This is a genomic window from Gammaproteobacteria bacterium (assembly GCA_036383255.1).
Lineage (GTDB): Bacteria > Pseudomonadota > Gammaproteobacteria > Natronospirales > REEB76 > DASUBN01.
Genome location: DASVOS010000009.1, coordinates 1 through 19610, shown reverse-complemented (window position 1 = coordinate 19610; position 19610 = coordinate 1). Strand labels below are relative to the sequence as shown.

The following is a 19610-nucleotide window of genomic DNA, read 5'->3' as shown; positions in this document are numbered from 1 at the left end:
TTCAGCGGGGTGAGCGTCTCGGCTTTGATAGGGTGAGTCTCTTGCGCGGCGCCTTGGGCGCCGCCTTCTTCTCTACCGGCATCTTCGCCGTCGCCAGCAAGGCATGGGTTTCTTCTTCCGTAGCGTCCCGCCACGCGCCCCGCGGCAGGTTGCGCGGCAGGCTGAGTGCGCCGTAACGGACACGGATCAGGCGGCTCACGGTCAGGCCCACCGCGTCCCAGAGCCGGCGCACCTCACGGTTGCGGCCTTCCTTCAGGATCACGTGGTACCAGTGGTTCGCGCCCTCGCCGCCCGCCTCGCGGATGTCGTCGAACTTGGCCATGCCGTCTTCCAGGCTCACGCCGCGCTTCAGGGCCAGGAGTTGCTCGTCGCTGACCTTGCCCAGTACCCGTACCGCGTACTCCCGCTCCACCTCGGCGGAGGGGTGCATGAGCTTGTTGGCGAGTGCGCCGTCGTTGGTGAAGAGCAGCAGGCCCGAGGTGTTGGTGTCCAGGCGTCCCACCGAGACCCAGCGGCTGCCCCGCAGGCGCGGCAACGCCTCGAACACCGTGGGGCGTCCTTCCGGGTCCTTGCGGGTGGTCAGTTCGCCTTCTGGCTTGTGGTAGAGAATCACGCGGCGGCGCATGTCGCCGACGTGCTCCAGCGCCTTCACCAGCTTGCCGTCCACGCCGACGCGGTCGGTGGGCTGGATGCGGTCGCCGAGCTTGGCGGGCTTGCCATTGATCGTCACCCGGCCGGCGGCGATCCAGCCCTCGATCTCGCGGCGTGAACCCAGGCCGGCGGCAGCCAGCGCCTTCTGCAGGCGCTCACCGGCTGCTGCGTCCTTGTCCATCAGTGGGTGGTGACGCCGGCTTCGCCGCCGTCATCGTCCATGTTCGAGGCCTCGTCCTCCGCCAGCCGCGGCGCGGCCACCGGCACCGCCGCGAGCGCCGGCGTCTCGGTGCCGAAGTCGAGCTCGGCGTTGATGCTCTCGATGTCGCGCAGCTGCGCGAGCGTCGGCAGTTCGTCCAGGCTCTTCAGGCTGAAGTAGTCCAGGAACTCCTTGGTGGTGCCGAACATCTCCGGGTGGCCGGGCACGTCGCGGTGGCCCACCACGCGGACCCAGTTGCGGTCCTGCAGGGTGCGGATGATGTGGGTGCTGACGGTCACGCCGCGCACCTCCTCGATCTCGCCGCGGGTGATGGGTTGGCGGTAGGCCACCAGCGCGAGGGTCTCCAAGAGCGCGCGCGAGTAGCGAGCCGGGCGCTCCTCCCACAGCCGACCCATGTAGGAGGCCAGCTCCTTGCGCACCTGGATGCGGAATCCGGAGGCGACCTCCTTCAGCTCGATGCCGCGGCCCTCGAACTCCTGCTGCAGCGCCTCCAGCGCCTTGCGCACTTCGCCGCGGTCGGGGCGGCTGTCGTCCGGGAATACCGCCATGAGCTCGTCCAGCGTGAGCGGACGCCCGGCGGCCAGCAGCGCGCCTTCGACGATGTTCCTCAGGTCTTTCTTCTGCTCAGGCTTCATGGGCCGACTCCTCCCCGTCCACGTCGATCTCGATCTTCTCCAAATCCACCTCGTGCACCCCCGCAGACGCCTTCACGTGGATCTGCGCGAAGGCCTCGGCCTGCACCAGCTCGATGAGGTGCTGCTTGATGAGTTCCAGCAGCGCCAGGAACGTGACCACCACGCCCAGGCGCCCTTCCTGCGGCGTGAACAGGCTGGTGAACTCGCGGAAGTCCACGCCCTGCAGGCCGGCCAGCACGTCGGACATGCGCTGGCGCACCGAGAGCTGCTCGCGTCCCACGTGGTGGTGCGAGAACATGTCGGCGCGGTGCAGCACCTCCTTGAACGCGACCAGGAGCTCCTTCATGGTCACGTCCGGCACCAGCTGCACGGCGCGGTTCTCATGCACCTCGGCCTGGGCCGGATACACGTCGCGGTTCACGCGCGGCATGGCGTCGATGTCCTCGCCCGCCTGCTTGTAACGCTCGTACTCCTGCAGGCGGCGCACCAGCTCGGCGCGCGGATCCACTTCCTCGCCCTCCTCGATGGGGGGGCGCGGCAGCAGCATGCGCGACTTGATCTCGGCCAGCATCGCGGCCATCACCAGGTACTCGCCGGCGAGCTCCAGGTGCATCTCCTTCATCACCTCGATGTATTCCATGTACTGCCGGGTGATCTCGGCGATGGGGATGTCGAGGATGTCCAGGTTCTGGCGGCGGATGAGGTACAGCAGGAGGTCCAGCGGGCCCTCGAAGGCCTCCAGGAACACCTCCAGCGCCTGCGGCGGGATGTAGAGGTCCCGCGGCAGCGTGGTGTAGGGCGTGCCCTGCACGATGGCGAAGGGCATCTCCGCCTGCTCGGGGGCAGGCTCGGCGCCGATAAGCTTGTTCTCTTCGTTCTGCATCTCGTTTACCGCTGGGCCAGGCCCACGGCCTGGCGTACTTCGTCCATCGTGTCCCGTGCCACCGCACGCGCCGCCTCGCAGCCCTGGGCCACCGCGGCGCGCACCGCCTCGGGGTTGGCCTCGATCTCCTGGGCGCGCTCGCGGATCGGCGCGAGCTCCTTCAATACGGCTTCGATCACCGGCTTCTTGCAGTCCAGGCAGCCGATGCCGGCGGTGGTGCAGCCTTTCCAGGCCCAGTCGCGGGTCGACTGGTCGGAATATACCTTGTGGAACTCCCACACCGGGCACTTCTCGGGGTTGCCGGGGTCGCTGCGCCGCACCCGCGCGGGATCGGTGGGCATGGTCTTGAGCTTCTGCTCCACCTGCTTGGGATCCTCGCGCAGGCCGATGGTGTTGCCGTAGGACTTGGACATCTTCTGCCCGTCCAGGCCCGGCATGCGCGCGGCCTCGGTGAGGAGCGGCTGCGGCTCGGTGAGGATCGGGCGGCCGCCGCCCTCCAGGTGGCCGATCAGTCGGTCGCGGTCGCCGAGAGTCAGGTTCTGGTTGCCGGTGACGATGGCGGCCGCGGCCTGCAGCGCCTCGGTATCGCCCTGCTCCTGGTAGCGCTTGCGCAGGTCGGAGTAGAGCTTGCCGTTCTTCTTGCCGAGCTTCTTCACCGCCGCCTCGGCCTTGGCCTCGAAGTCCGGCTCGCGGCCGAACACGAAGTTGAAGCGCCGCGCGATCTCGCGCGTCAGTTCCACGTGCGGCACCTGGTCCTCGCCCACCGGCACGTAGCCGGCCTTGTAGATGAGGATGTCGGCGGCCTGCAGCACCGGGTAGCCCAGGAAACCGTAGGTGGAGAGGTCCTTGTCGGAGAGCTTCTCCTGCTGGTCCTTGTAGGTCGGCACCCGCTCCAGCCAGCCGAGCGGCGTGATCATGGAGAGCAGGAGGTGCAGTTCCGCGTGCTCGATCACGCGCGACTGGATGAACAGGTTGGCGCGGCCCGGGTCCACGCCCACCGCGAACCAGTCCACCAGCATGTCCCACACCGCGTCCTCGATGCCGCGCACGTCCTCGTAGCCCGTGGTGAGCGCGTGCCAGTCGGCCACGAAGAAGAAGCATTCGTACTCATGTTGCAGCTTCAGCCAGTTCTTGAGCACGCCGTGGTAATGGCCGAGGTGCATGCGGCCGGTCGGACGCATGCCGGAGAGCACTCGGTGGTTGCCGGGGATGACTGCGTTCAATGGAGCTCCGGCACGGGGGCCAGCAACAGGTTGACCAGGTAGAGGATGATCGGGCTCAGCAGCCGGCCGAGCACGCCGGTCATCAACAGTATGGCGACCAGCAGCAGTCCCATGTATTCGATCCGGTACATGGCGCGGGCGGCGCGCGCCGGCAGGAGTCCCGCCAGCACCTTGCTGCCGTCCAGCGGCGGCAGCGGGAACAGGTTCAGCACGCCCAGACCCACGTTCGCGATCACGCCGTAGATGCCCATCCAGTAGAGCGGCAGGATGTAGGGCACCGCGCCGCCGAAGGTGGCGGCGGACCAGGCCACGCCGACCCAGATCAGCGCCATCAGCAGGTTAGAGGCGGGCCCCGCGGCGGCCACCCAGGCCATGCCGGTGCGGGGCTTCTTGAAGTTCTGGGCGGTGACCGGCACGGGCTTGGCCCAGCCGAACAGGAACGGCGTGCCGACCAGCAGCAGCAGCGCGGGTATCAGGAGGGTGCCGACCGGGTCGATGTGCTTGATGGGGTTGAGCGTCAGACGGCCCAGCATGCGCGCCGTGGGGTCCCCGAGCTTGTTGGCCACCCAGCCGTGCGCCACCTCGTGCACGGTGATGGCGAACAGGATGGGGATACCCATGAGTAGGATCTTCTGGACCAGGCTGAATTCCGGCATGCGCGCATTATACAGGCCCGTTCAGCCGCCGAAGGGCGCCGGGTCCCCTCTTCCGGCCCGCAACACCCGCGGCGCCTCCCCCGACAGGTCCACCACCGTGGTCGCATCGGAACCGCAGGGACCGGCGTCCAGGATGAGGTCCACCTGGTGCTCGAGCCGCGCGCGCATCTCCTCCGGGTCCGTCAGCGGCATGTCCTCGCCCGGCATGATGAGCGTGGAGCTCATCACCGGCTCGCCCAGCTCCTCCAGCAGGGCGCGCGGCACCGGATGGTCCGGCACGCGGATGCCGATGGTCTTGCGCTTGGGATGCTGCAGCCGGCGCGGCACCTCGCGGGTCGCTTCCAGGATGAAGGTGTAGGGTCCGGGCGTGCAGGCCTTGAGCAGCCGGAATGTCGGGTTGTCCACCTTGGCATAGGTGGCGATCTCGGAGAGGTCGCGGCACACCAGCGTGAAGTTGTGATCCTTGTCCGCCTGGCGGATGCGGCGGATGCGCTCCATGGCGTCCTTGTCCCCCAGGTGGCAGCCCAGCGCGTAGCAGGAGTCCGTGGGGTACACCACCACGCCGCCGGCGCGCAGGATCTCGACGGCGCGGCGGATGAGGCGAAGCTGCGGGTTGACCGGATGGAGGCTGAAATACTGGCTCATTGACCGGGCGCTCGCGCCCTCCGGGCGCAGATACGCTATGATAGCCGCGCCCCGCCTCCCTGGCACCCAAGACATGTCCTCGCTGCTCGAATTCCTCCTGCTCGCCGCGTTCTTCCTGAGCTACCTCTGGAAAGGCATCTACACCGCCACCGCCGTCATCATGGTGGGCAGCGTGCTGGTGCTGGCGACCTCCTGGTGGCGCACCCGCAAGGTCGAGACGCTGCCGCTCATGGTGGCGGTCGCGGCGCTGGTGTTCGGCGGCGTCACGCTGCTGTTGCACGACCCGGTCTACATCAAGTGGAAGTTCTCGGTGGTGGAATGGCTGCTCGGCCTCGTGTTCCTCGGCAGCCGGTTCGTGGGCGGTAAGCCGCTCATCCGCCGCGCCCTGGAAGAGAAGGTGCAGCTGCCGGATCCGGTGTGGACCCGGCTCAACCTCATGTGGGGCCTGTTCTTCCTGTTCCTGGGCACCCTCAACGTCTATGTGATCTATGCGTTCAGCACCGATGCCTGGGTGCGTTTCAAGGTCTGGGGCGTCACCGGCCTGCTCATCGCGTTCGCGGTGCTGCAGAGCCTGTACCTGGCGCGCCATATGCCGAAAGAGGACAAGTGATGTGGTACGCGATCATCTGTGAAGACGTGCAGGATTCCCTCCCCAAGCGCCTCGGCGCACGCCCCGCCCACTTGGCGAGGCTCGAGCAGCTCAAGCGCGAGGGCCGGCTGCTGCTGGCCGGTCCGCACCCGGCCATCGACGCCGAGGACCCGGGCGCAGCCGGCTTCACCGGCACCCTGGTGGTGGCGGAGTTCCCCGGCCGCGCCGAAGCCCAGTCCTGGGCCGACTCGGACCCTTATGTCGAGGCGGGCGTGTTCGCCCGCGTCACCGTCAAGCCGTTCCGCAAGACCTTGCCCTGACATGGACCGCCCCGCCGCCATCGCCAGCCGCCTGCGCGAGCGTTTCGCTCCGCTGGAGCTGGACGTGCGCGACGACAGCGCGCTGCACGCGGGCCATGCCGGCGCGCGGGACGGCCGCGGCCACTTCACGGTGCGGGTGGTGTCCTCCGCCTTCGCCGGCCATACCCGGGTGCAACGGCACCGCATGGTGTACGCCGCTGTGGGCGAGCTCATGCAGAGCGACGTCCATGCCCTCAGCATCTCGGCACTGACCCCGGAAGAAATCGGATAACCCACCTCAAGGAACCCGTATGCGAACCGTATCCCGACTCATGCTCATCGCGCTCCTGGCCGCCGGCATCCTCGCCTGCGGCAAGAAGCCCGCCGGCGACGGCGCGGACGCCCAAGTGCTCGCCACCGTGAATGGCACTGCCATCACCAACGGCGACCTGCGCGCCTTCGTGCGCGAGCAGACCGGCGGGCAGGAGCCCGTGCTGAACCCCGTCCAGAAAGCCAGCGTGGTGAAGACGCTGGTGAACATGGAGCTCTTGGCCCAGGCGGCCCGCAAGTCAGGCATGGACAAGAAGCCCGAGGTCCAGGCGGACCTGCAGGTCAGCAACAACAGCATCCTGGCCCAGATGTTCATCCAGGACTACCTCAAGCAGCACGCGGCCACCGAGGACGACATCAAGGCCGCCTATGCCGAGCGGATCAAGTCCATGGACAGCCACGAGTACAAGGCGCGCCACATCCTGGTGAAGGACGAATCCGAGGCCAAGGACATCATCGCGCAGCTCGGCAAGGGCGCGAGCTTCGCGAAGCTCGCCAAGCAGCACTCGCTGGATCGCGGCAGCGCGGCCCAGGGCGGTGAGCTCGGCGACTGGTTCCCGGGCAGCCGCATGGTGCCGGAGTTCACCGGCGCCCTGTCCAAGCTCAAGAAGGGCGAGGTCACTCAGCGGCCGGTGCAGAGCCAGTACGGCTGGCACGTGATCCAGCTCGAGGACGTGCGCGACGTGACGCCGCCGGGCCTGGACCAGCTGCGCGCCCAGATCATGAACGACATGCAGCGCAAGGCGGTGGACGACTACTTGAAGCAGCTCAACGACGGCGCCAAGGTCGTGATCGCGGCCCCCGCGGCCGCCAGCGCACCGGCTCCGGCCACCGCGGCGCCCGCGAAATAAATAGAAGCTGAAGTGTTGGGACGGGACGGCCGGTGATGAACCGGCCGTCTCTTTTTTTGGGATCAGTTGCGCGGATGCTGCTGCAGCTTCTCGAAGTAGGCGCGGATCTTCTCCAGGCGCTCGCGGCTCTCGCCGCTGTCCAGGATGCCGAGCTTCACCACTGAGTACATGTCGATGCTGTAGTCCGTGGGCGAGAGATAGAACTGGACCTCGTCCACCGCCGCATCGGGCTGGTAGTAGTAATTGGTGTCGCGCTGGTCGTGGCTAGCGGCCGGGTACTCGGCGCGCACGTAGTGCCGGTGGTTGGAGACGATGCGCGCGGTGCCTACTGCGTTGATTGCAGCCACCAGGTCCGCGTGTGCCTGATCACGGTCCACCTGCGAATTGACGTGGCTCGGCTTGTAGCGCAGCGGCGCGATGTAGAGCTTGGGGTCCGCCTCCTGGCTGGAGGCGCAATCCTGGTTCGGCTGGCAGGCGGGGAGCTTGCCTTCGCGCGGCCCGTAGTCGGGCGAGAGCGGACCGGTACAGGCGCTCAGGAGCAGCGGCAGCGCCGCCAGCAGCCAGTGCCATCGCAGGTTCCGGTATGGGGACATCCCTAGCTCGCGTGGATTAAGTCGGGTTCATTCTAGCAACACCCGGCTCAGGATTGCAGGAGCCTCGTCAGCCCCGCCTCGTCCAGGATCGTCACGCCGAGACGCTCCGCTTCCTTGAGCTTGGACCCGGCTTCGCTGCCGGCCACGACGTAATCGGTCTTCTTGGAGACGCTGCCCGCCACCTTGCCCCCGTGCGACAAGATGAGGTCCTTGGCCTGGTCGCGGGTCATGGATGGCAGCGTGCCGGTGAGCACCAGGGTCTTGCCCGCCAGGGTCTGCGGGGCCGTGGCGCGTCCAGCGCCCGCCGGCCAGTGCACGCCGCCCTTGCGCAGATCTGCGATGACCTTGCGGTTGCCGGCCTGGCCGAAGAACGCGCCGATCTGCTCGGCGACCCGGGGGCCGATGCCCTCCACCTTCCGCAGGTCCAGTTCCTTGAGCTGCTTCTCGGCCTCTTTGGGATCCTCATCCCCCAGCTTGAGCCGCAGCTTCTCGTAGGCCACCGCAGTCTCCTCCAGCGCTTCCAACCCGCCGAAGTGGCGGGCCAGGTCGCCTGCCGTGGTCTCGCCCACGTCCGGGATGCCGAGCGCGTAGAGGAAGCGCGCCAGGGTGGTGTCCTTGCTCTTCTCGATGCTGTCCATGAGGTTCTGGGCCGACTTCTCGCCCATACGCTCCAGTTCGGAGAAGGTCTCGGCTTTCAGCCGGTAGATGTCCGCCGGGGTGCGCACCAGCTCCTGCTCGACGAGCTGGTCGATCAGTTTCTCGCCCAAACCTTCGATATCCATGGCGCGGCGCGCCGCGAAATGCTGGATGAGCTGCTTGCGCTGGGCCGCGCAGAACAGCCCGCCGCTGCAGCGCGCCACCGCCTCTCCCTCAGGCCGCACCACCTCGGAGCCGCACACCGGGCACTTCTTCGGCAGCTTCACCTTGCGCGCGCCCTTGGGACGCCTGGGCAAGACCACCCCCACCACTTCGGGGATCACGTCGCCGGCGCGGCGCACGATCACGGTATCGCCGATGCGGATGTCCTTGCGTTCCACCTCGTCCATGTTGTGCAGCGTGGCGTTGCTGACGGTGACGCCGCCGACGAACACGGGCTCCAGGCGCGCGGTGGGCGTGAGCGCGCCGGTGCGGCCCACCTGGAAATCCACCGAGTTCAGCACCGTCATCATCTCCTGGGCCGGGAACTTGTGGGCCACGGCCCAGCGCGGCGCCCGCGCCACGAAACCGAGCTCCTCGCGCCAGTCGTTGCGATCCACCTTGTAGACCACGCCGTCGATCTCGTAGGGCAAGCCGTCACGCCGGGCGCCGATGTCGGCGTAGTACGCGAGGCATCCGTCCACGCCCTTCACCCGGCGCGTCTCCCGGTTGACCCTGAGGCCCCAGCCGCGCAGCTTCTCCAGCATCTCGCTGTGCCGCCCGGGCAGCGTGTCGGGCTCGACCTCGCCCAGGCCATAGGCGTAGAACTCCAGCGGCCGCGACGCGGTGATGCGCGGGTCGAGCTGGCGCAGGCTGCCGGCGGCGGTGTTGCGGGGGTTCACGTAGGTCTTCTCGCCCATCTCAGCGAGGCGCTGGTTCAGCGCCTCGAAGCCTTTCTTTGGCATGTAGACTTCGCCGCGCACCTCCAGCACCCGGGGCCAGCCCTTGCCCAGGAGCTGCAGCGGCACCGCCTTGATGGTGCGCACGTTCGCGGTCACGTCCTCGCCGGTGGCGCCGTCGCCACGGGTGGCGGCGCGCGCGAGCTTGCCGTCCTCGTAGCGGATGCTGATGGCGAGGCCGTCGAGCTTGGGCTCACAGCTGTATTCGACCTCCTCCACCTCCAGCCGCTCGCGGATGCGCCGGTCGAACTCGCGCACGTCCTCTGCCTCGAACGCGTTCTCCAGCGACAGCATCGGCATCGTGTGCCGCACCTCGCCGAACGCGGTGAGCGCCGCGCCGCCCACGCGTTGCGAGGGCGAATCGGGGGTGATGAGCTCGGGGTGCTCCGCCTCCAGCGCCTGCAGCTCGCGCATGAGGCGGTCGTACTCGCTGTCCGGGACCTCCGGATCGTCGAGCACGTAGTAGCGGTAGTTGTGGTGCTGGAGCTGCTCGCGCAGTGCGCGCAGCTTGTGCTCGGCGTCGCGTCGGCTGGTCATGCTTCCAGTCTACCTGCGGCGGCGGCGCTCAGGAAGGACGGCGGAGCTTGCGCTGGGTCTCGAAGGTGATGATGCGCTCGCGGATGTGGCGCGCGGTCTGGCGCGTCAGCGTGCTGCGCTCCTGGTCCAGCACCTCGCCGTCCAGGGCCTGGGCAAGCTGCCGCGCGGTGGCGAGCATGTCGGCGTAGGACGCCACTCCGCCGCGCGGGCCCGGCAGCAGCATGAACAGGGTGAGGCCCGGATACTCGTTGGCGTCCAGCGTCCCGGGATCGAAGGTGCCGGGCTCAACCACGTTGGCGACGCTGAACACCGACTCGCCGCCTTCCAGGCGGTGGAAGGCATGGTAGCGGCCGAACTTCAGGTTGCAGGCATCGAAGGCCTGGCGCAGCGCGGCACCGGGGAAGCGCGCCGCCGCGCGCGGCATCACGTGCAGCGCGAGGATGAGCTGCTCGCCCTGCTCGCGCACCGGCGCGCTCTTGGCGGAGCTGCCCGGCACGGTCTCGGAGGGGAACTCGTCCTCGGGGAAGGATCCCTCGCCCAGCGTGGGCGCGGAGCGCGGCGCGGACCGGTCCTGGGCCGCCGGCGCGCGCTGCTTCGAGAACAGCCAGATGGCCGCGATGATGACCGCGCCGATGAGGACCAGGATGAGGCGCAGCTCCACGCGGCCTCCTTACATGGCGGCGATGCGCACGGCTTCTTCCACGTCCACAGCCACCAGCCGCGACACCCCCGGCTCGTGCATGGTGACGCCCATCAGCTGGTTCGACATCTCCATGGTGCTCTTGTTGTGGCTGATGAAGATGAACTGCACCCGGTCCGACATGCTTCGCACCATGTCGCAGAAGCGGCCGATGTTGGCCTCGTCCAGCGGCGCGTCCACCTCGTCCAGCATGCAGAACGGCGCGGGGTTGAGCTCGAAGATGGAGAACACCAGCGCCACCGCGGTGAGCGCCTTCTCGCCGCCCGACAGAAGGTGGATGCTGCTGTTCCGCTTGCCCGGCGGGCGCGCCATGATGGCCACGCCGGCATCCAGGAGCTCCTCGCCGGTCAGCTCCAGGTAGGCGTGGCCGCCGCCGAAGAGCTTGGGGAAGTTCGCGGAGAGTCCCGAGTTGACCTTGTCGAAGGTCTCCTTGAAGCGGGTGCGGGTCTCGCGGTCGATGCGCTTGATCGCGTCCTCGAGGATGGTGAGCGCCTCGGTGAGATCGGCGAGCTGCGCATCCAGGTACTGCTTGCGCTCGGACTGCTCGGCGTACTCGCTGATGGCGGCCATGTTGATGTCGCCGAGACGCGCGATGCGCTGCTCGGTCTCCGCCAGCTTCTCGGCCCAGGCGCCGACCTCCGCGCCCTCGGCCGTGCCCTCGAGCACCTGTTGCAGCTCGAAGCCGTCTTCCTTGAGCTGCGCCACGATGGTCTCGCGCCTGACGCGCACCTCCTGGCTGTCGAGACGCAGGCGCTGCACCTCCTCGCGCAGGGCCTCGGCCTTGCGCTCGCGCACCATGCGCGCCTGGTCCAGCTGGCGCATCTGCTCCGCCACCGTTTCCACGGCGCGGCGGGCTTCCGCCAGCTCCGCCTCCACGCGGGTGCGCTTGTCGAGCATGCCCTTCAGTTCCTGCTCCTGAACGTGCATGGGCTGCAGCGCTTCCTCGGTGGAGCGCTTGAGCTCGGTGCGGCGCTGGTCGAGCTGCGCCACCTGCGACTGCATGCGCACCATGCCCTGCTCGGTGGAGGCCTTCTGCGAGCGGCGCGCTTCCAGCTTCAGGGCCGCCTCGTGGGCCGCGTCGCGCTCCCGGGCGGACTTCTGGCGCTCGCCATCGAGCTTCGCGCGCAAGGCATCGCGCTCGCCGGTGATGCCGGTGCGCTTGTTCTCCAGCTCCTGGAGCGCCTTGAGGGCGCTCTCGACCCGGCCGCGGGCGGCCTTGATGTCCTGCTCCGCCTGGGACACGAGCCCGGCGATCTCCGCCGCCTCGTTCTCCAGGGTCTTGAGGCGCGCGGCGATCTGCTCCTGGGTGGAGCGCGCGGCCTTGAACTTGGCCTGCGCGTCCGCGGCCTCGCGGTTGGCGCGGTTCACGTCCATCTGCAGGAGCTCGCGGCGGGTCTCCAGCTCCTTGATGTCGGCCTTCTGGCCGTCGAGCTTCGCCGCGAGTTCCGCGGCCGCCTTCTCGTTGTCGGTGAGTTGCTGCTTGAGGTTGCGCAGCTCCTGCTCGCGGGCCAGCACGCCGGCGCGCTCGTCGTTGTCGCGGATCACGCGCAGCCAGTGGCGCCCGAGCCACATGCCGTCGCGGGTGATGACGGACTCGCCCTCACCCAGGCGCGAGCGCTGCTGCAGCGCCTCCGCCAGGGAGTCGGCCACCTGCACGCCCCGCAGGAAATCGGTCAATGCCGCGGGGCCCTTCACCTTCTGCATCAGGCCCTGGCCGGGCGCCGCCTGCTCAGCGGTCTCGATGAAGGTCATGGAACCGGCGGTGAGGCCGGCCAGCTCTTCCGGCTTGGGCGCGGACTCGCTCACCACCAGCGCTTCCAGGTGCCATCCCAGCACCGTCTCCACGGCGCGCTCCCAGCCCGCGTCCACGCTCAGCCTCTCGGCCAGGCGTGGTGAGGAATCCAGTCGCTTCTGCTTGAGCCAGGCGTTCACCTGCTCACGGCTCTTGCCCAGCGCAGCCTGCTGCAGCGCCTCCAGGGACGCCACGCGGCCGCGGTTGTCCTCCAGCTTGCTGCGCAGCTCATGCAGCGCGCGGGACGCCTGCTGCTCCTGCGCGCGGCGCGCCTCCAGGTCCTTCAGGATCTCGGCGAGCTCGCTCTGCAGGCGCTGCAGCTTCGCTTCCGCCGCCTGCGCCTCGCCCTCGAGGTTGGTGAGGGCCTGTTGCTGCTGGTCGGCGGCGTATTGCTTGCGCTCAGCCTCGACGCGCTCGCGGCGCTGCAGCATCTGCATGAGCTGGCGCTCGAGCTGCTCCACCTGGGCGCGGCCCACCTCGGCGGTCTGGGTGTGGTCGCTCACGCCCTTGTTGAAGGCTTCCCAGTTGGTCTGCCAGTCCTGCATGGCCTTCTCGGCCTGGGCCAGCGCCTCGGCGGCGCGGCTCTCGGCCTGCTTGGCCGCATCGAACGCGGGCTCGAGGCCGGTGATCTCTGCGCCGAGGGTCTCCACCTGCTGCTTGTCGCGGGTGATGTGGCCGTTCAGTTCGTGCCACTGGGCCTCGGTCTGCTCCAGTTCCGACTGCTGGCGCTTGCGTAGCTCGCGTGCGTGCTGCAAGGCCTGCTCGGCACGGGCGATGGCGGCGCCCACTTCGTAGAAGCGGCCCTGCACCTGGTTGAAGGAGTCGGTTGACTCGTCATGGCGCACCCGCGCCTTCTCGATGTCGCTCTCGATGGAGCGCTGCTCGGCCACCGCCGCTTCGAGCGAGGTCTCACGCTCGCGGATGATGGAGTCCTTCTGCCCCACGTCGGCGTCGAGGGTCTTCCAGTTGAGCGCCTGCAGCTCGGCCTTGGTCTTGCGCTTCTCCTCGCTCAGCTCCTTATACCGTTCGGCGGCGCGCGCCTGGCGCTGCAGCCGCTCGATCTGCTTCTCCACCTCGTCGCGCAGGTCGTTGAGCCGCTCCACGTTCTCCTTGGTGTGGTGGATGCGGTTCTCGGTCTCGCGGCGGCGCTCCTTGTATTTGGAGATGCCGGCGGCCTCCTCCAGGAACACGCGCAGCTCATCCGGCTTGGACTCGACGAGGCGCGAGATGGTGCCTTGCTCGATGATCGCGTAGCTGCGGGGACCCAGGCCGGTGCCGAGGAACAGGTCGGTGATGTCGCGGCGGCGGCAGCGCACGCCGTTCAGGTAGTAGTTGGAGGTGCCGTCGCGCACCACCTCGCGGCGCACCGACACTTCCGCGTAGTTGGCGTACTGGCCGCCGAGCGCGCCGTCCGAGTTGTCGAACATGAGCTCGATGGACGCGGTGCCCACCGGCTTCCTGGCGGAGGAGCCGTTGAAGATCACGTCCGCCATGGAGTCGCCGCGCAGGTTCTTGGCGGAGGTCTCGCCCAGCACCCAGCGCACCGCATCGATGACGTTGGACTTGCCGCATCCGTTGGGGCCGACGATGCCCACGAGGTTGCTGGGGAAATGGATCAGGGTGGGATCCACGAAGGATTTGAACCCCACGAGCTTTATCTTGGAGAGCCGCATGTGCCTCGCCGGTGCTGCAAAAATGGCCAGTATTGAGCGGGTAGTGTAAAGTATCGCCGCCCCGGAAACGCAGAGCCAGATGGCCCCTGATGACCACCCGACCCAGCAAAGAACTCGAGACTTTTCCCAACCCGCGCGAAGGAAGGGATTATACCATCCGCATCCGCGTGCCTGAGTTCACCTGCCTGTGTCCCAAGACCGGGCAGCCGGACTTCGCCGAGATGCTGCTGGAGTACGTCCCCGACAAGCTCTGCGTGGAGCTGAAAGCGCTCAAGCTCTACATGTGGAGCTTCCGTGACGAGGGCCACTTCCACGAGGACGTGACCAACCGTATCCTCGACGACCTGTCCCGGACCCTGTCGCCCAAGTTCATGCGCCTCAGCGCGGAGTTCAACGTGCGCGGCGGGATCTTCACCACGGTGGTGGCGGAGCACCGCGCCCCCGGCTGGCAGGCCCCGCCCGCGGTGGCCCTGCCCTAGAACCGGTAAACTTGCGGCCCCCCGGCCAATCCGGTATAACACCGCCCGCTTTTTAATCAGGCCCAGGAGCCCCCCAATGCCGGCTAAGAAGAAAGCCGCCCCCGCCAAGCCCGCCAAGAAGGCCGCCCCCAAGGCGGCGCCGAAGGCGGTTGCCAAGAAAGCTCCGGCCAAGCCCGCCCCCCGGAAGACCGCCTCCCGCGGCGCCGGCGACATGTTCCGCGGCTTCACGCCCTATCCCCTCAAGAAGGGCGAGCCGTACATGAACGACGCTCAGCGGGCGCACTTCCGCAACATCCTGCAGGGCTGGAAGCGCGAGCTGATGGAGGAAGTGGACCGTACCGTGCACCACATGCAGGACGAGGCCGCCAACTTCCCGGATCCGAACGACCGGGCCACCCAGGAATCCGAGTTCAGCCTGGAACTGCGCACCCGCGACCGCGAGCGCAAGCTCATCAAGAAGATCGATGAGGCCTTGGGCAACCTGGATGCCAACGACTACGGCTTCTGCGAGACCTGCGGCGTCGAGATCGGCATCCGCCGCCTGGAGGCGCGCCCCACCGCCACCCAGTGCATCGACTGCAAGCAGCTGGATGAGATTCGAGAAAAGCAAATGGGAGGCTAAAAGCCACCGGATAGAAAGAGGCCCTTCTAGGGCCTTTTTCTTTTTGAGGGTTAGGTTTAAGCGTCCCGAATGACCTGGGCTGCTCCTGGCAGCCCGTTCGCCGCTCTGCGGCCCGCTCTTTTTCTTTTAGTACTATCAGTCGCATGACCTACGTCGGGCGCTTCGCCCCTTCCCCAACCGGCCCCCTCCATTCCGGCTCCCTCCTGGCGGCCCTCGGCAGCTGCCTGGATGCCCGCACCCACGGCGGGCGCTGGCTGCTGCGCATGGAGGACCTGGACGGCCCGCGGGAAGTGCCTGGCGCCGCCGACGAGATCCTGCGGGCGCTGACACTGCTGGGTTTTGAGTGGGATGGGGCGGTGCTCTACCAGAGCGGCCGGTCCGAGGCCTATGAGGAAGCATTGGCAAGACTGGTCCAGGACGGCGCGGCCTTCCCCTGCGCCTGTTCCCGTAGCGAGATCGCCGACAGCGCCCTGGCAGGCATCGAGGGCCCCGTCTATCCCGGTACCTGCCGTGGCGGCTTGCCGGAAGGCCGCCGTGCCCGGGCGCTGCGCCTCAAGGTGCCCGCCGGCGACATCTGCTTCGAGGACCGGCTGCAGGGACGCATCTGCCAGGACCTCAGCCGCGACATCGGCGACTTCATCGTGCGCCGGGCCGACGGCTGCCATGCCTACCAGCTGGCGGTGGTGCTGGACGACGCCTGGTCCGGCGTCAACCACGTGGTGAGGGGTGCGGACCTCCTGCTCTCCACTCCCCGGCAGCTCCATCTACAGACCCTGCTAGGCCTGCCGCACCCTATCTATATGCACCTGCCGGTGGCGGTGAACCAGGCCGGCGAGAAGCTCAGCAAACAGACCCAGGCGGCGCCCCTGGACCTTTCCCGGCCGGGTTCGACCCTGTGGCAGGCCCTGGCACAACTGCGTCAGTTGCCGCCTCAATCGCTCCAGCACGCATCTATAGAAGAGGTCTGGGCCTGGGCTCGAGCCAACTGGCAGCCGGGCACGCTCAAGGGCCTGAGGCAGCTGCGGATTGACTGAGAATTTCAGTGATGAATCCAAGGTATCCCATTGTTATATAAGGAACTCTATCTTGATTTCCTGAGGTATTGACCCGATTTACTTCACGCTTCGTTGGAGCCCACCATTAGCTGTACTAAGGTAAGGCCGACCGAAGAATTCTCCCAAGAATCCAGCCCGAGGCCCCAATGTCCGACGATAAGGTCTATCCGGTCCCTGCCCGACCCGCGCGCGTGCCTCTCTTGGACAAGGCCCGTTACCAGGCCCTTTACCGCCGTTCCGTGGAGGACCCGGAGGGGTTCTGGGCCGAGCAGGCCAAGACCTTCCTGGACTGGGAGAAACCCTGGGACCGGGTCCTCAAGTTCGACTACCACAAGGCCGAGATCCGCTGGTTCGAGGGCGGCCGCCTCAATGTCAGCGCCAACTGCCTGGACCGGCATCTCGCTGAACGCGGCGACCAGACCGCGATCCTGTGGGAGGGTGACGACCCCCGGGATCAGCGCAAGCTCACTTACCGGGAACTGCACGCGGAGGTCTGCCGCCTGGGCAACCTCTTGAAGCGCCGCGGCGTGAAGAAGGGCGACCGGGTCTGCATCTACATGCCCATGGTGCCGGAGGCAGCGGTGGCCATGCTGGCTGCGGCGCGCATCGGCGCCGTGCATTCGGTGGTGTTCGGCGGCTTCTCCCCCGAGTCCCTCAAGGACCGCATCCTGGATTCCGACTGCCGTGTGCTCATCACTTCCGACGAGGGCCTGCGCGGCGGCAAGAAGATCCCCCTCAAGGCCAACTGCGACGAGGCACTCAAGGCCTGTCCCAACGTCCATACCCTGCTGGTGCTGAAGCGCACCGGCGGTGAGATCGGATGGGATGCCAAGCGCGACATCTGGTACCACGAGACCGTACCGAAGGAATCCTCCGAGTGCTTGGCCGAGTCAATGGATACCGAGGATCCACTGTTCATCCTCTATACCTCCGGCTCCACCGGCAAGCCCAAGGGCGTGCTGCACACCTCCGGCGGTTACCTGCTGTATGCCGCCATCACCCATAAGTATGTGTTCGACTACCAGGACGGTGACGTGTACTGGTGCACCGCCGACGTGGGTTGGGTCACGGGCCACAGCTACATCGTGTACGGCCCACTCGCCAACGGCGCCACCACGCTGATGTTCGAGGGCGTGCCGAATTTCCCGGATGCCTCCCGCTTCTGGGAGGTGGTGGACCGGCACAAGGTGAACATCTTCTACACCGCGCCCACGGCGCTCAGGGCGCTCATGGCCCAGGGCGACGCGCCGGTGAAGAAGACCTCCCGCAAGTCGCTGCGCATCCTCGGCAGCGTGGGCGAGCCTATCAACCCGGAAGCCTGGGAGTGGTACTACCACGTGGTGGGCGAGGAACGCTGCCCCATCGTGGACACCTGGTGGCAGACCGAGACCGGCGGCATCCTCATCTCGCCGTTGCCCGGCGCCATGGACCTCAAGCCCGGCTCCGCCACCCTGCCGTTCTTCGGCGTGCGCCCGGCGCTGGTGGATGGCACCGGCAAGCTGCTGGAGGGCGCGGCTTCCGGCAACCTGGTGATCACCTTCCCCTGGCCGGGACAGATGCGCACCGTGTACGGCGACCACCAGCGCTTCTTCGACACTTACTTCAAGCAGTACCCCGGCAACTACTTCACCGGCGACGGCGCACGCCGCGACGCTGACGGCTACTGGTGGATCACCGGCCGGGTGGACGATGTGATCAACGTCTCCGGTCACCGCCTCGGCACCGCCGAGGTGGAGAGCGCACTGGTTCTGCACGAGAAGGTGGCCGAGGCGGCGGTGGTAGGTTTCCCCCACCCCATCAAGGGCCAGGGCATCTACGCCTATGTCACCACCATGACCGGCGTCACGCCGGACGAGCAGTTGCGCCAGGAGCTCCTGGCGCTGGTGCGCAAGGAGATCGGCGCCATCGCGACGCCCGACGCGATCCAGTGGACCGCCTATCTTCCCAAGACCCGGTCCGGCAAGATCATGCGCCGCATCCTGCGCAAGATCGCGGAAGGCGAAGTATCGGCGCAGGCGCTGGGCGACACCAGCACGCTCGCCGACCCGTCGGTGGTGGAAAATCTGGTCGCCAATCGTCAGGGGTAAGCGGCGGCCCGGTGGGGTGGAAGGCGAAGTCTCAATGAAACCGTCACCCCAGCGCAAGCTGGGGTCTCAGGCCATGTTGCGCGCCCTCTCCTGAGATTCCAGCTTGCGCTGGAATGACGGGAAAGAACCCTAAACCATCTCACCAATCAGCAACTTGGGCAGCGCGCCCGATTCCCCGCGCGCTTCGCCCATGAACCGATCCTTGAGCATCGGCGTGCGCTGCACGGCGGCCAGCCCTGCGCGGCGGATCAGGGAGGGAATTTTGCCCGGCACGTCGAACAGCCGGACCAGCCCGTCCATCGCCACGCTGGTCATCATCGCATCGAGACCGCGCCAGCGCTGGTAGCGCGCGAGCAGCTGCGCATCGCCGGGATCGAGGCCGAGGCGCATGCCCTCCACCAGCACTTCCACCAGCGCGGCGACATCGCGGAAGCCCAGGTTCAGCCCCTGTCCCGCGATCGGGTGGATGGCGTGCGCGCTGTCGCCCACCAGCGCGAGCCGCGTGTCGGTGATGCGCGCCGCATGGTGGAACCCAAGCGGATAGGAGGAGCGCGGCCCCGCCAGCGAAATCTCGCCCAGGAAGCCGCCCATGCGCTTTTGCGCCTCGGCCAGCCAGGCGCGTTCGGACAATTTCATCATTGCCGGCGCCTGCTCGGTCGGCACGGTCCACACGATGGCGGAGCGGGTTCCGGGCAACATGGGCAGCAGCGCGAACGGGCCGCCGGGGTAGAAAATCTCATAAGCCGTATTGGCGTGGGACGTTTCATGGTCGATCGCCGTCACCATCGCGACATGCTTATATTGCCAGCGCGTCGTGCGGATGCCCGCCGTCTCGCGGGTCGGGCTGTTGCGGCCCTCCGCCGCGACCAGCAGCGCGCCATGGAGCGTCTGTCCGCTCGCCAGCGTCAGCGTTACGCCATCGGCGTTGCGATCGACATGGGTGGCGCGGTCGGGCTGGAAGCGGGTGAGATTATCCGCCTTCTCCGCCGCCTGCCGCAAGGCCACGCGCAGGTCGCGATTGGGGAACATGATGCCCATGACGCCGTCGTCTGCGTCCGGCGCGAAGTCGAGAGCACCCGGCTCCAGTCCGTCGCTGACCCAGATACGGTCGATTGGACAGCCCTTGCCCTCCAGAAAGGCGGTGACGCCGATGGCGGAAAGCATGGCGTGGCTGGTCGAGGAGATCGCCGAAACGCGCCCGTCGAAGCCCGCCGCCGTGGTTTCCACCGGGTCCGCCGGATCGATCACGGCGCAGCGAACGCCATGGCCGGAAAGCGCGATACCAAGGGTCAGGCCGACAAGGCCCCCACCCAGAATGACGACGTCGAAGCGTTGCATGAGGGTCTATCTAGGCGGTTGGCGCGGGATTGGGAAGTTTAAGCCCACCTTAAAATCACCGTGCTCCTGCGCAGGCAGGAGCCCAGTTCCGCCGTTTCAACGGGGCTCCTGCCTGCGCAGGAGCAAATCACATAAAAATTACAGCTTGCGCACCCAG

Annotated in this window: 19 protein-coding genes; 8 read left to right on the top strand and 11 right to left on the bottom strand. The window is 67.5% G+C overall.

Annotated elements, in window-relative coordinates; all coding sequences use genetic code 11:
• Position 1 precedes the first annotated feature (1 nt).
• From rluB to VF651_04680, 6 genes are read right to left on the bottom strand one after another with little or no spacing between them, the layout of a single operon-like run.
• Positions 2-832 (bottom strand): 23S rRNA pseudouridine(2605) synthase RluB, encoded by an 831-nt coding sequence (gene rluB / locus VF651_04705; protein HEX7965000.1) that lies wholly within the window; start codon positions 830-832, stop codon positions 2-4.
• Entirely contained in the window at positions 832-1506 is a 675-nt protein-coding gene (scpB, locus tag VF651_04700; protein HEX7964999.1) for an SMC-Scp complex subunit ScpB, read from the bottom strand. Before scpB ends, rluB begins: the two co-directional genes overlap by 1 nt.
• On the bottom strand, positions 1496-2389 hold the full coding sequence (locus tag VF651_04695; GenBank protein HEX7964998.1) for a ScpA family protein: 894 nt from the start codon (positions 2387-2389) through the stop codon (positions 1496-1498). The genes scpB and VF651_04695 overlap by 11 nt, the downstream gene beginning before the upstream one ends.
• Before the next feature lie 5 nt (positions 2390-2394).
• A complete protein-coding gene (locus tag VF651_04690; protein ID HEX7964997.1) occupies positions 2395-3612 on the bottom strand; it encodes a tryptophan--tRNA ligase in 1218 nt (405 codons plus the stop codon).
• Positions 3609-4268 carry a site-2 protease family protein gene (locus tag VF651_04685; protein HEX7964996.1) on the bottom strand — a complete coding sequence of 220 codons (660 nt, stop codon included), beginning with the start codon at positions 4266-4268 and terminating at the stop codon, positions 3609-3611. Before VF651_04685 ends, VF651_04690 begins: the two co-directional genes overlap by 4 nt.
• Before the next feature lie 21 nt (positions 4269-4289).
• Positions 4290-4913: an L-threonylcarbamoyladenylate synthase gene (locus tag VF651_04680; GenBank protein ID HEX7964995.1), complete on the bottom strand. Its 624-nt coding sequence runs from the start codon at positions 4911-4913 to the stop codon at positions 4290-4292.
• A gap of 73 nt (positions 4914-4986) precedes the next feature.
• On the opposite strand from VF651_04680, the gene VF651_04675 reads away from it, so the two are divergent.
• The 4 genes from VF651_04675 to VF651_04660 are packed head-to-tail and all read left to right on the top strand — an operon-like array spanning position 4987 to position 6982.
• Entirely contained in the window at positions 4987-5523 is a 537-nt protein-coding gene (locus VF651_04675) for a septation protein A (GenBank protein HEX7964994.1), read from the top strand.
• Complete coding sequence (locus tag VF651_04670) at positions 5523-5822, top strand: YciI family protein (protein HEX7964993.1); 300 nt, start codon at positions 5523-5525, stop codon at positions 5820-5822. The genes VF651_04675 and VF651_04670 overlap by 1 nt, the downstream gene beginning before the upstream one ends.
• A 1-nt stretch (position 5823) precedes the next feature.
• Positions 5824-6093 (top strand): BolA family protein, encoded by a 270-nt coding sequence (locus tag VF651_04665; GenBank protein ID HEX7964992.1) that lies wholly within the window; start codon positions 5824-5826, stop codon positions 6091-6093.
• A 19-nt stretch (positions 6094-6112) separates the two neighbouring features.
• Positions 6113-6982 carry a peptidylprolyl isomerase gene (locus VF651_04660; GenBank protein HEX7964991.1) on the top strand — a complete coding sequence of 290 codons (870 nt, stop codon included), beginning with the start codon at positions 6113-6115 and terminating at the stop codon, positions 6980-6982.
• Between the two features lie 62 nt (positions 6983-7044).
• Here the strand turns inward: VF651_04660 and VF651_04655 are convergent, their stop codons facing one another.
• Genes VF651_04655 through smc form a run of 4 tightly spaced genes read right to left on the bottom strand, consistent with a single transcriptional unit; the run spans position 7045 to position 13872 of the window.
• A complete protein-coding gene (locus tag VF651_04655) occupies positions 7045-7575 on the bottom strand; it encodes a DUF1499 domain-containing protein (protein HEX7964990.1) in 531 nt (176 codons plus the stop codon).
• A 47-nt stretch (positions 7576-7622) separates the two neighbouring features.
• Positions 7623-9707 carry an NAD-dependent DNA ligase LigA gene (gene ligA, locus VF651_04650; GenBank protein ID HEX7964989.1) on the bottom strand — a complete coding sequence of 695 codons (2085 nt, stop codon included), beginning with the start codon at positions 9705-9707 and terminating at the stop codon, positions 7623-7625.
• Between the two features lie 28 nt (positions 9708-9735).
• Positions 9736-10368 (bottom strand): cell division protein ZipA C-terminal FtsZ-binding domain-containing protein, encoded by a 633-nt coding sequence (locus tag VF651_04645; GenBank protein ID HEX7964988.1) that lies wholly within the window; start codon positions 10366-10368, stop codon positions 9736-9738.
• Between the two features lie 9 nt (positions 10369-10377).
• Positions 10378-13872, bottom strand: a complete 3495-nt coding sequence (gene smc / locus VF651_04640) for a chromosome segregation protein SMC (GenBank protein HEX7964987.1) — start codon at positions 13870-13872, stop codon at positions 10378-10380.
• Between the two features lie 89 nt (positions 13873-13961).
• Between smc and queF the strand changes: the two genes are divergently transcribed.
• The 4 genes from queF to acs all read left to right on the top strand — a co-directional run bounded on the left by queF (position 13962) and on the right by acs (position 18115).
• Positions 13962-14351: a preQ(1) synthase gene (gene queF / locus VF651_04635; GenBank protein HEX7964986.1), complete on the top strand. Its 390-nt coding sequence runs from the start codon at positions 13962-13964 to the stop codon at positions 14349-14351.
• A 211-nt stretch (positions 14352-14562) separates the two neighbouring features.
• Positions 14563-14973, top strand: a complete 411-nt coding sequence (gene dksA, locus VF651_04630; protein HEX7964985.1) for an RNA polymerase-binding protein DksA — start codon at positions 14563-14565, stop codon at positions 14971-14973.
• 143 nt (positions 14974-15116) lie between these two features.
• Positions 15117-16007 carry a tRNA glutamyl-Q(34) synthetase GluQRS gene (gene gluQRS, locus VF651_04625; GenBank protein ID HEX7964984.1) on the top strand — a complete coding sequence of 297 codons (891 nt, stop codon included), beginning with the start codon at positions 15117-15119 and terminating at the stop codon, positions 16005-16007.
• A 167-nt stretch (positions 16008-16174) separates the two neighbouring features.
• Positions 16175-18115 carry an acetate--CoA ligase gene (acs, locus tag VF651_04620; GenBank protein HEX7964983.1) on the top strand — a complete coding sequence of 647 codons (1941 nt, stop codon included), beginning with the start codon at positions 16175-16177 and terminating at the stop codon, positions 18113-18115.
• 129 nt (positions 18116-18244) lie between these two features.
• Here acs and VF651_04615 read toward each other — a convergent pair whose 3' ends face one another.
• Positions 18245-19453 (bottom strand): UbiH/UbiF/VisC/COQ6 family ubiquinone biosynthesis hydroxylase, encoded by a 1209-nt coding sequence (locus tag VF651_04615; GenBank protein HEX7964982.1) that lies wholly within the window; start codon positions 19451-19453, stop codon positions 18245-18247.
• Between the last annotated feature and the right edge of the window lie 157 nt (positions 19454-19610).

Coding starts and splice junctions, on each gene's coding strand:
- acs (HEX7964983.1), top strand. CDS start 16,175: ATGTCCGACGATAAGGTCTATCCGGTCCCTGCCCGACCCGCGCGCGTG.
- VF651_04665 (HEX7964992.1), top strand. CDS start 5,824: ATGGACCGCCCCGCCGCCATCGCCAGCCGCCTGCGCGAGCGTTTCGCT.
- VF651_04670 (HEX7964993.1), top strand. CDS start 5,523: ATGTGGTACGCGATCATCTGTGAAGACGTGCAGGATTCCCTCCCCAAG.
- VF651_04675 (HEX7964994.1), top strand. CDS start 4,987: ATGTCCTCGCTGCTCGAATTCCTCCTGCTCGCCGCGTTCTTCCTGAGC.
- gluQRS (HEX7964984.1), top strand. CDS start 15,117: ATGACCTACGTCGGGCGCTTCGCCCCTTCCCCAACCGGCCCCCTCCAT.
- VF651_04655 (HEX7964990.1), bottom strand. CDS start 7,575: ATGTCCCCATACCGGAACCTGCGATGGCACTGGCTGCTGGCGGCGCTG.
- VF651_04615 (HEX7964982.1), bottom strand. CDS start 19,453: ATGCAACGCTTCGACGTCGTCATTCTGGGTGGGGGCCTTGTCGGCCTG.
- smc (HEX7964987.1), bottom strand. CDS start 13,872: ATGCGGCTCTCCAAGATAAAGCTCGTGGGGTTCAAATCCTTCGTGGAT.
- queF (HEX7964986.1), top strand. CDS start 13,962: ATGACCACCCGACCCAGCAAAGAACTCGAGACTTTTCCCAACCCGCGC.
- VF651_04660 (HEX7964991.1), top strand. CDS start 6,113: ATGCGAACCGTATCCCGACTCATGCTCATCGCGCTCCTGGCCGCCGGC.
- dksA (HEX7964985.1), top strand. CDS start 14,563: ATGTTCCGCGGCTTCACGCCCTATCCCCTCAAGAAGGGCGAGCCGTAC.
- rluB (HEX7965000.1), bottom strand. CDS start 832: ATGGACAAGGACGCAGCAGCCGGTGAGCGCCTGCAGAAGGCGCTGGCT.
- VF651_04695 (HEX7964998.1), bottom strand. CDS start 2,389: ATGCAGAACGAAGAGAACAAGCTTATCGGCGCCGAGCCTGCCCCCGAG.
- VF651_04680 (HEX7964995.1), bottom strand. CDS start 4,913: ATGAGCCAGTATTTCAGCCTCCATCCGGTCAACCCGCAGCTTCGCCTC.
- ligA (HEX7964989.1), bottom strand. CDS start 9,707: ATGACCAGCCGACGCGACGCCGAGCACAAGCTGCGCGCACTGCGCGAG.
- scpB (HEX7964999.1), bottom strand. CDS start 1,506: ATGAAGCCTGAGCAGAAGAAAGACCTGAGGAACATCGTCGAAGGCGCG.
- VF651_04685 (HEX7964996.1), bottom strand. CDS start 4,268: ATGCCGGAATTCAGCCTGGTCCAGAAGATCCTACTCATGGGTATCCCC.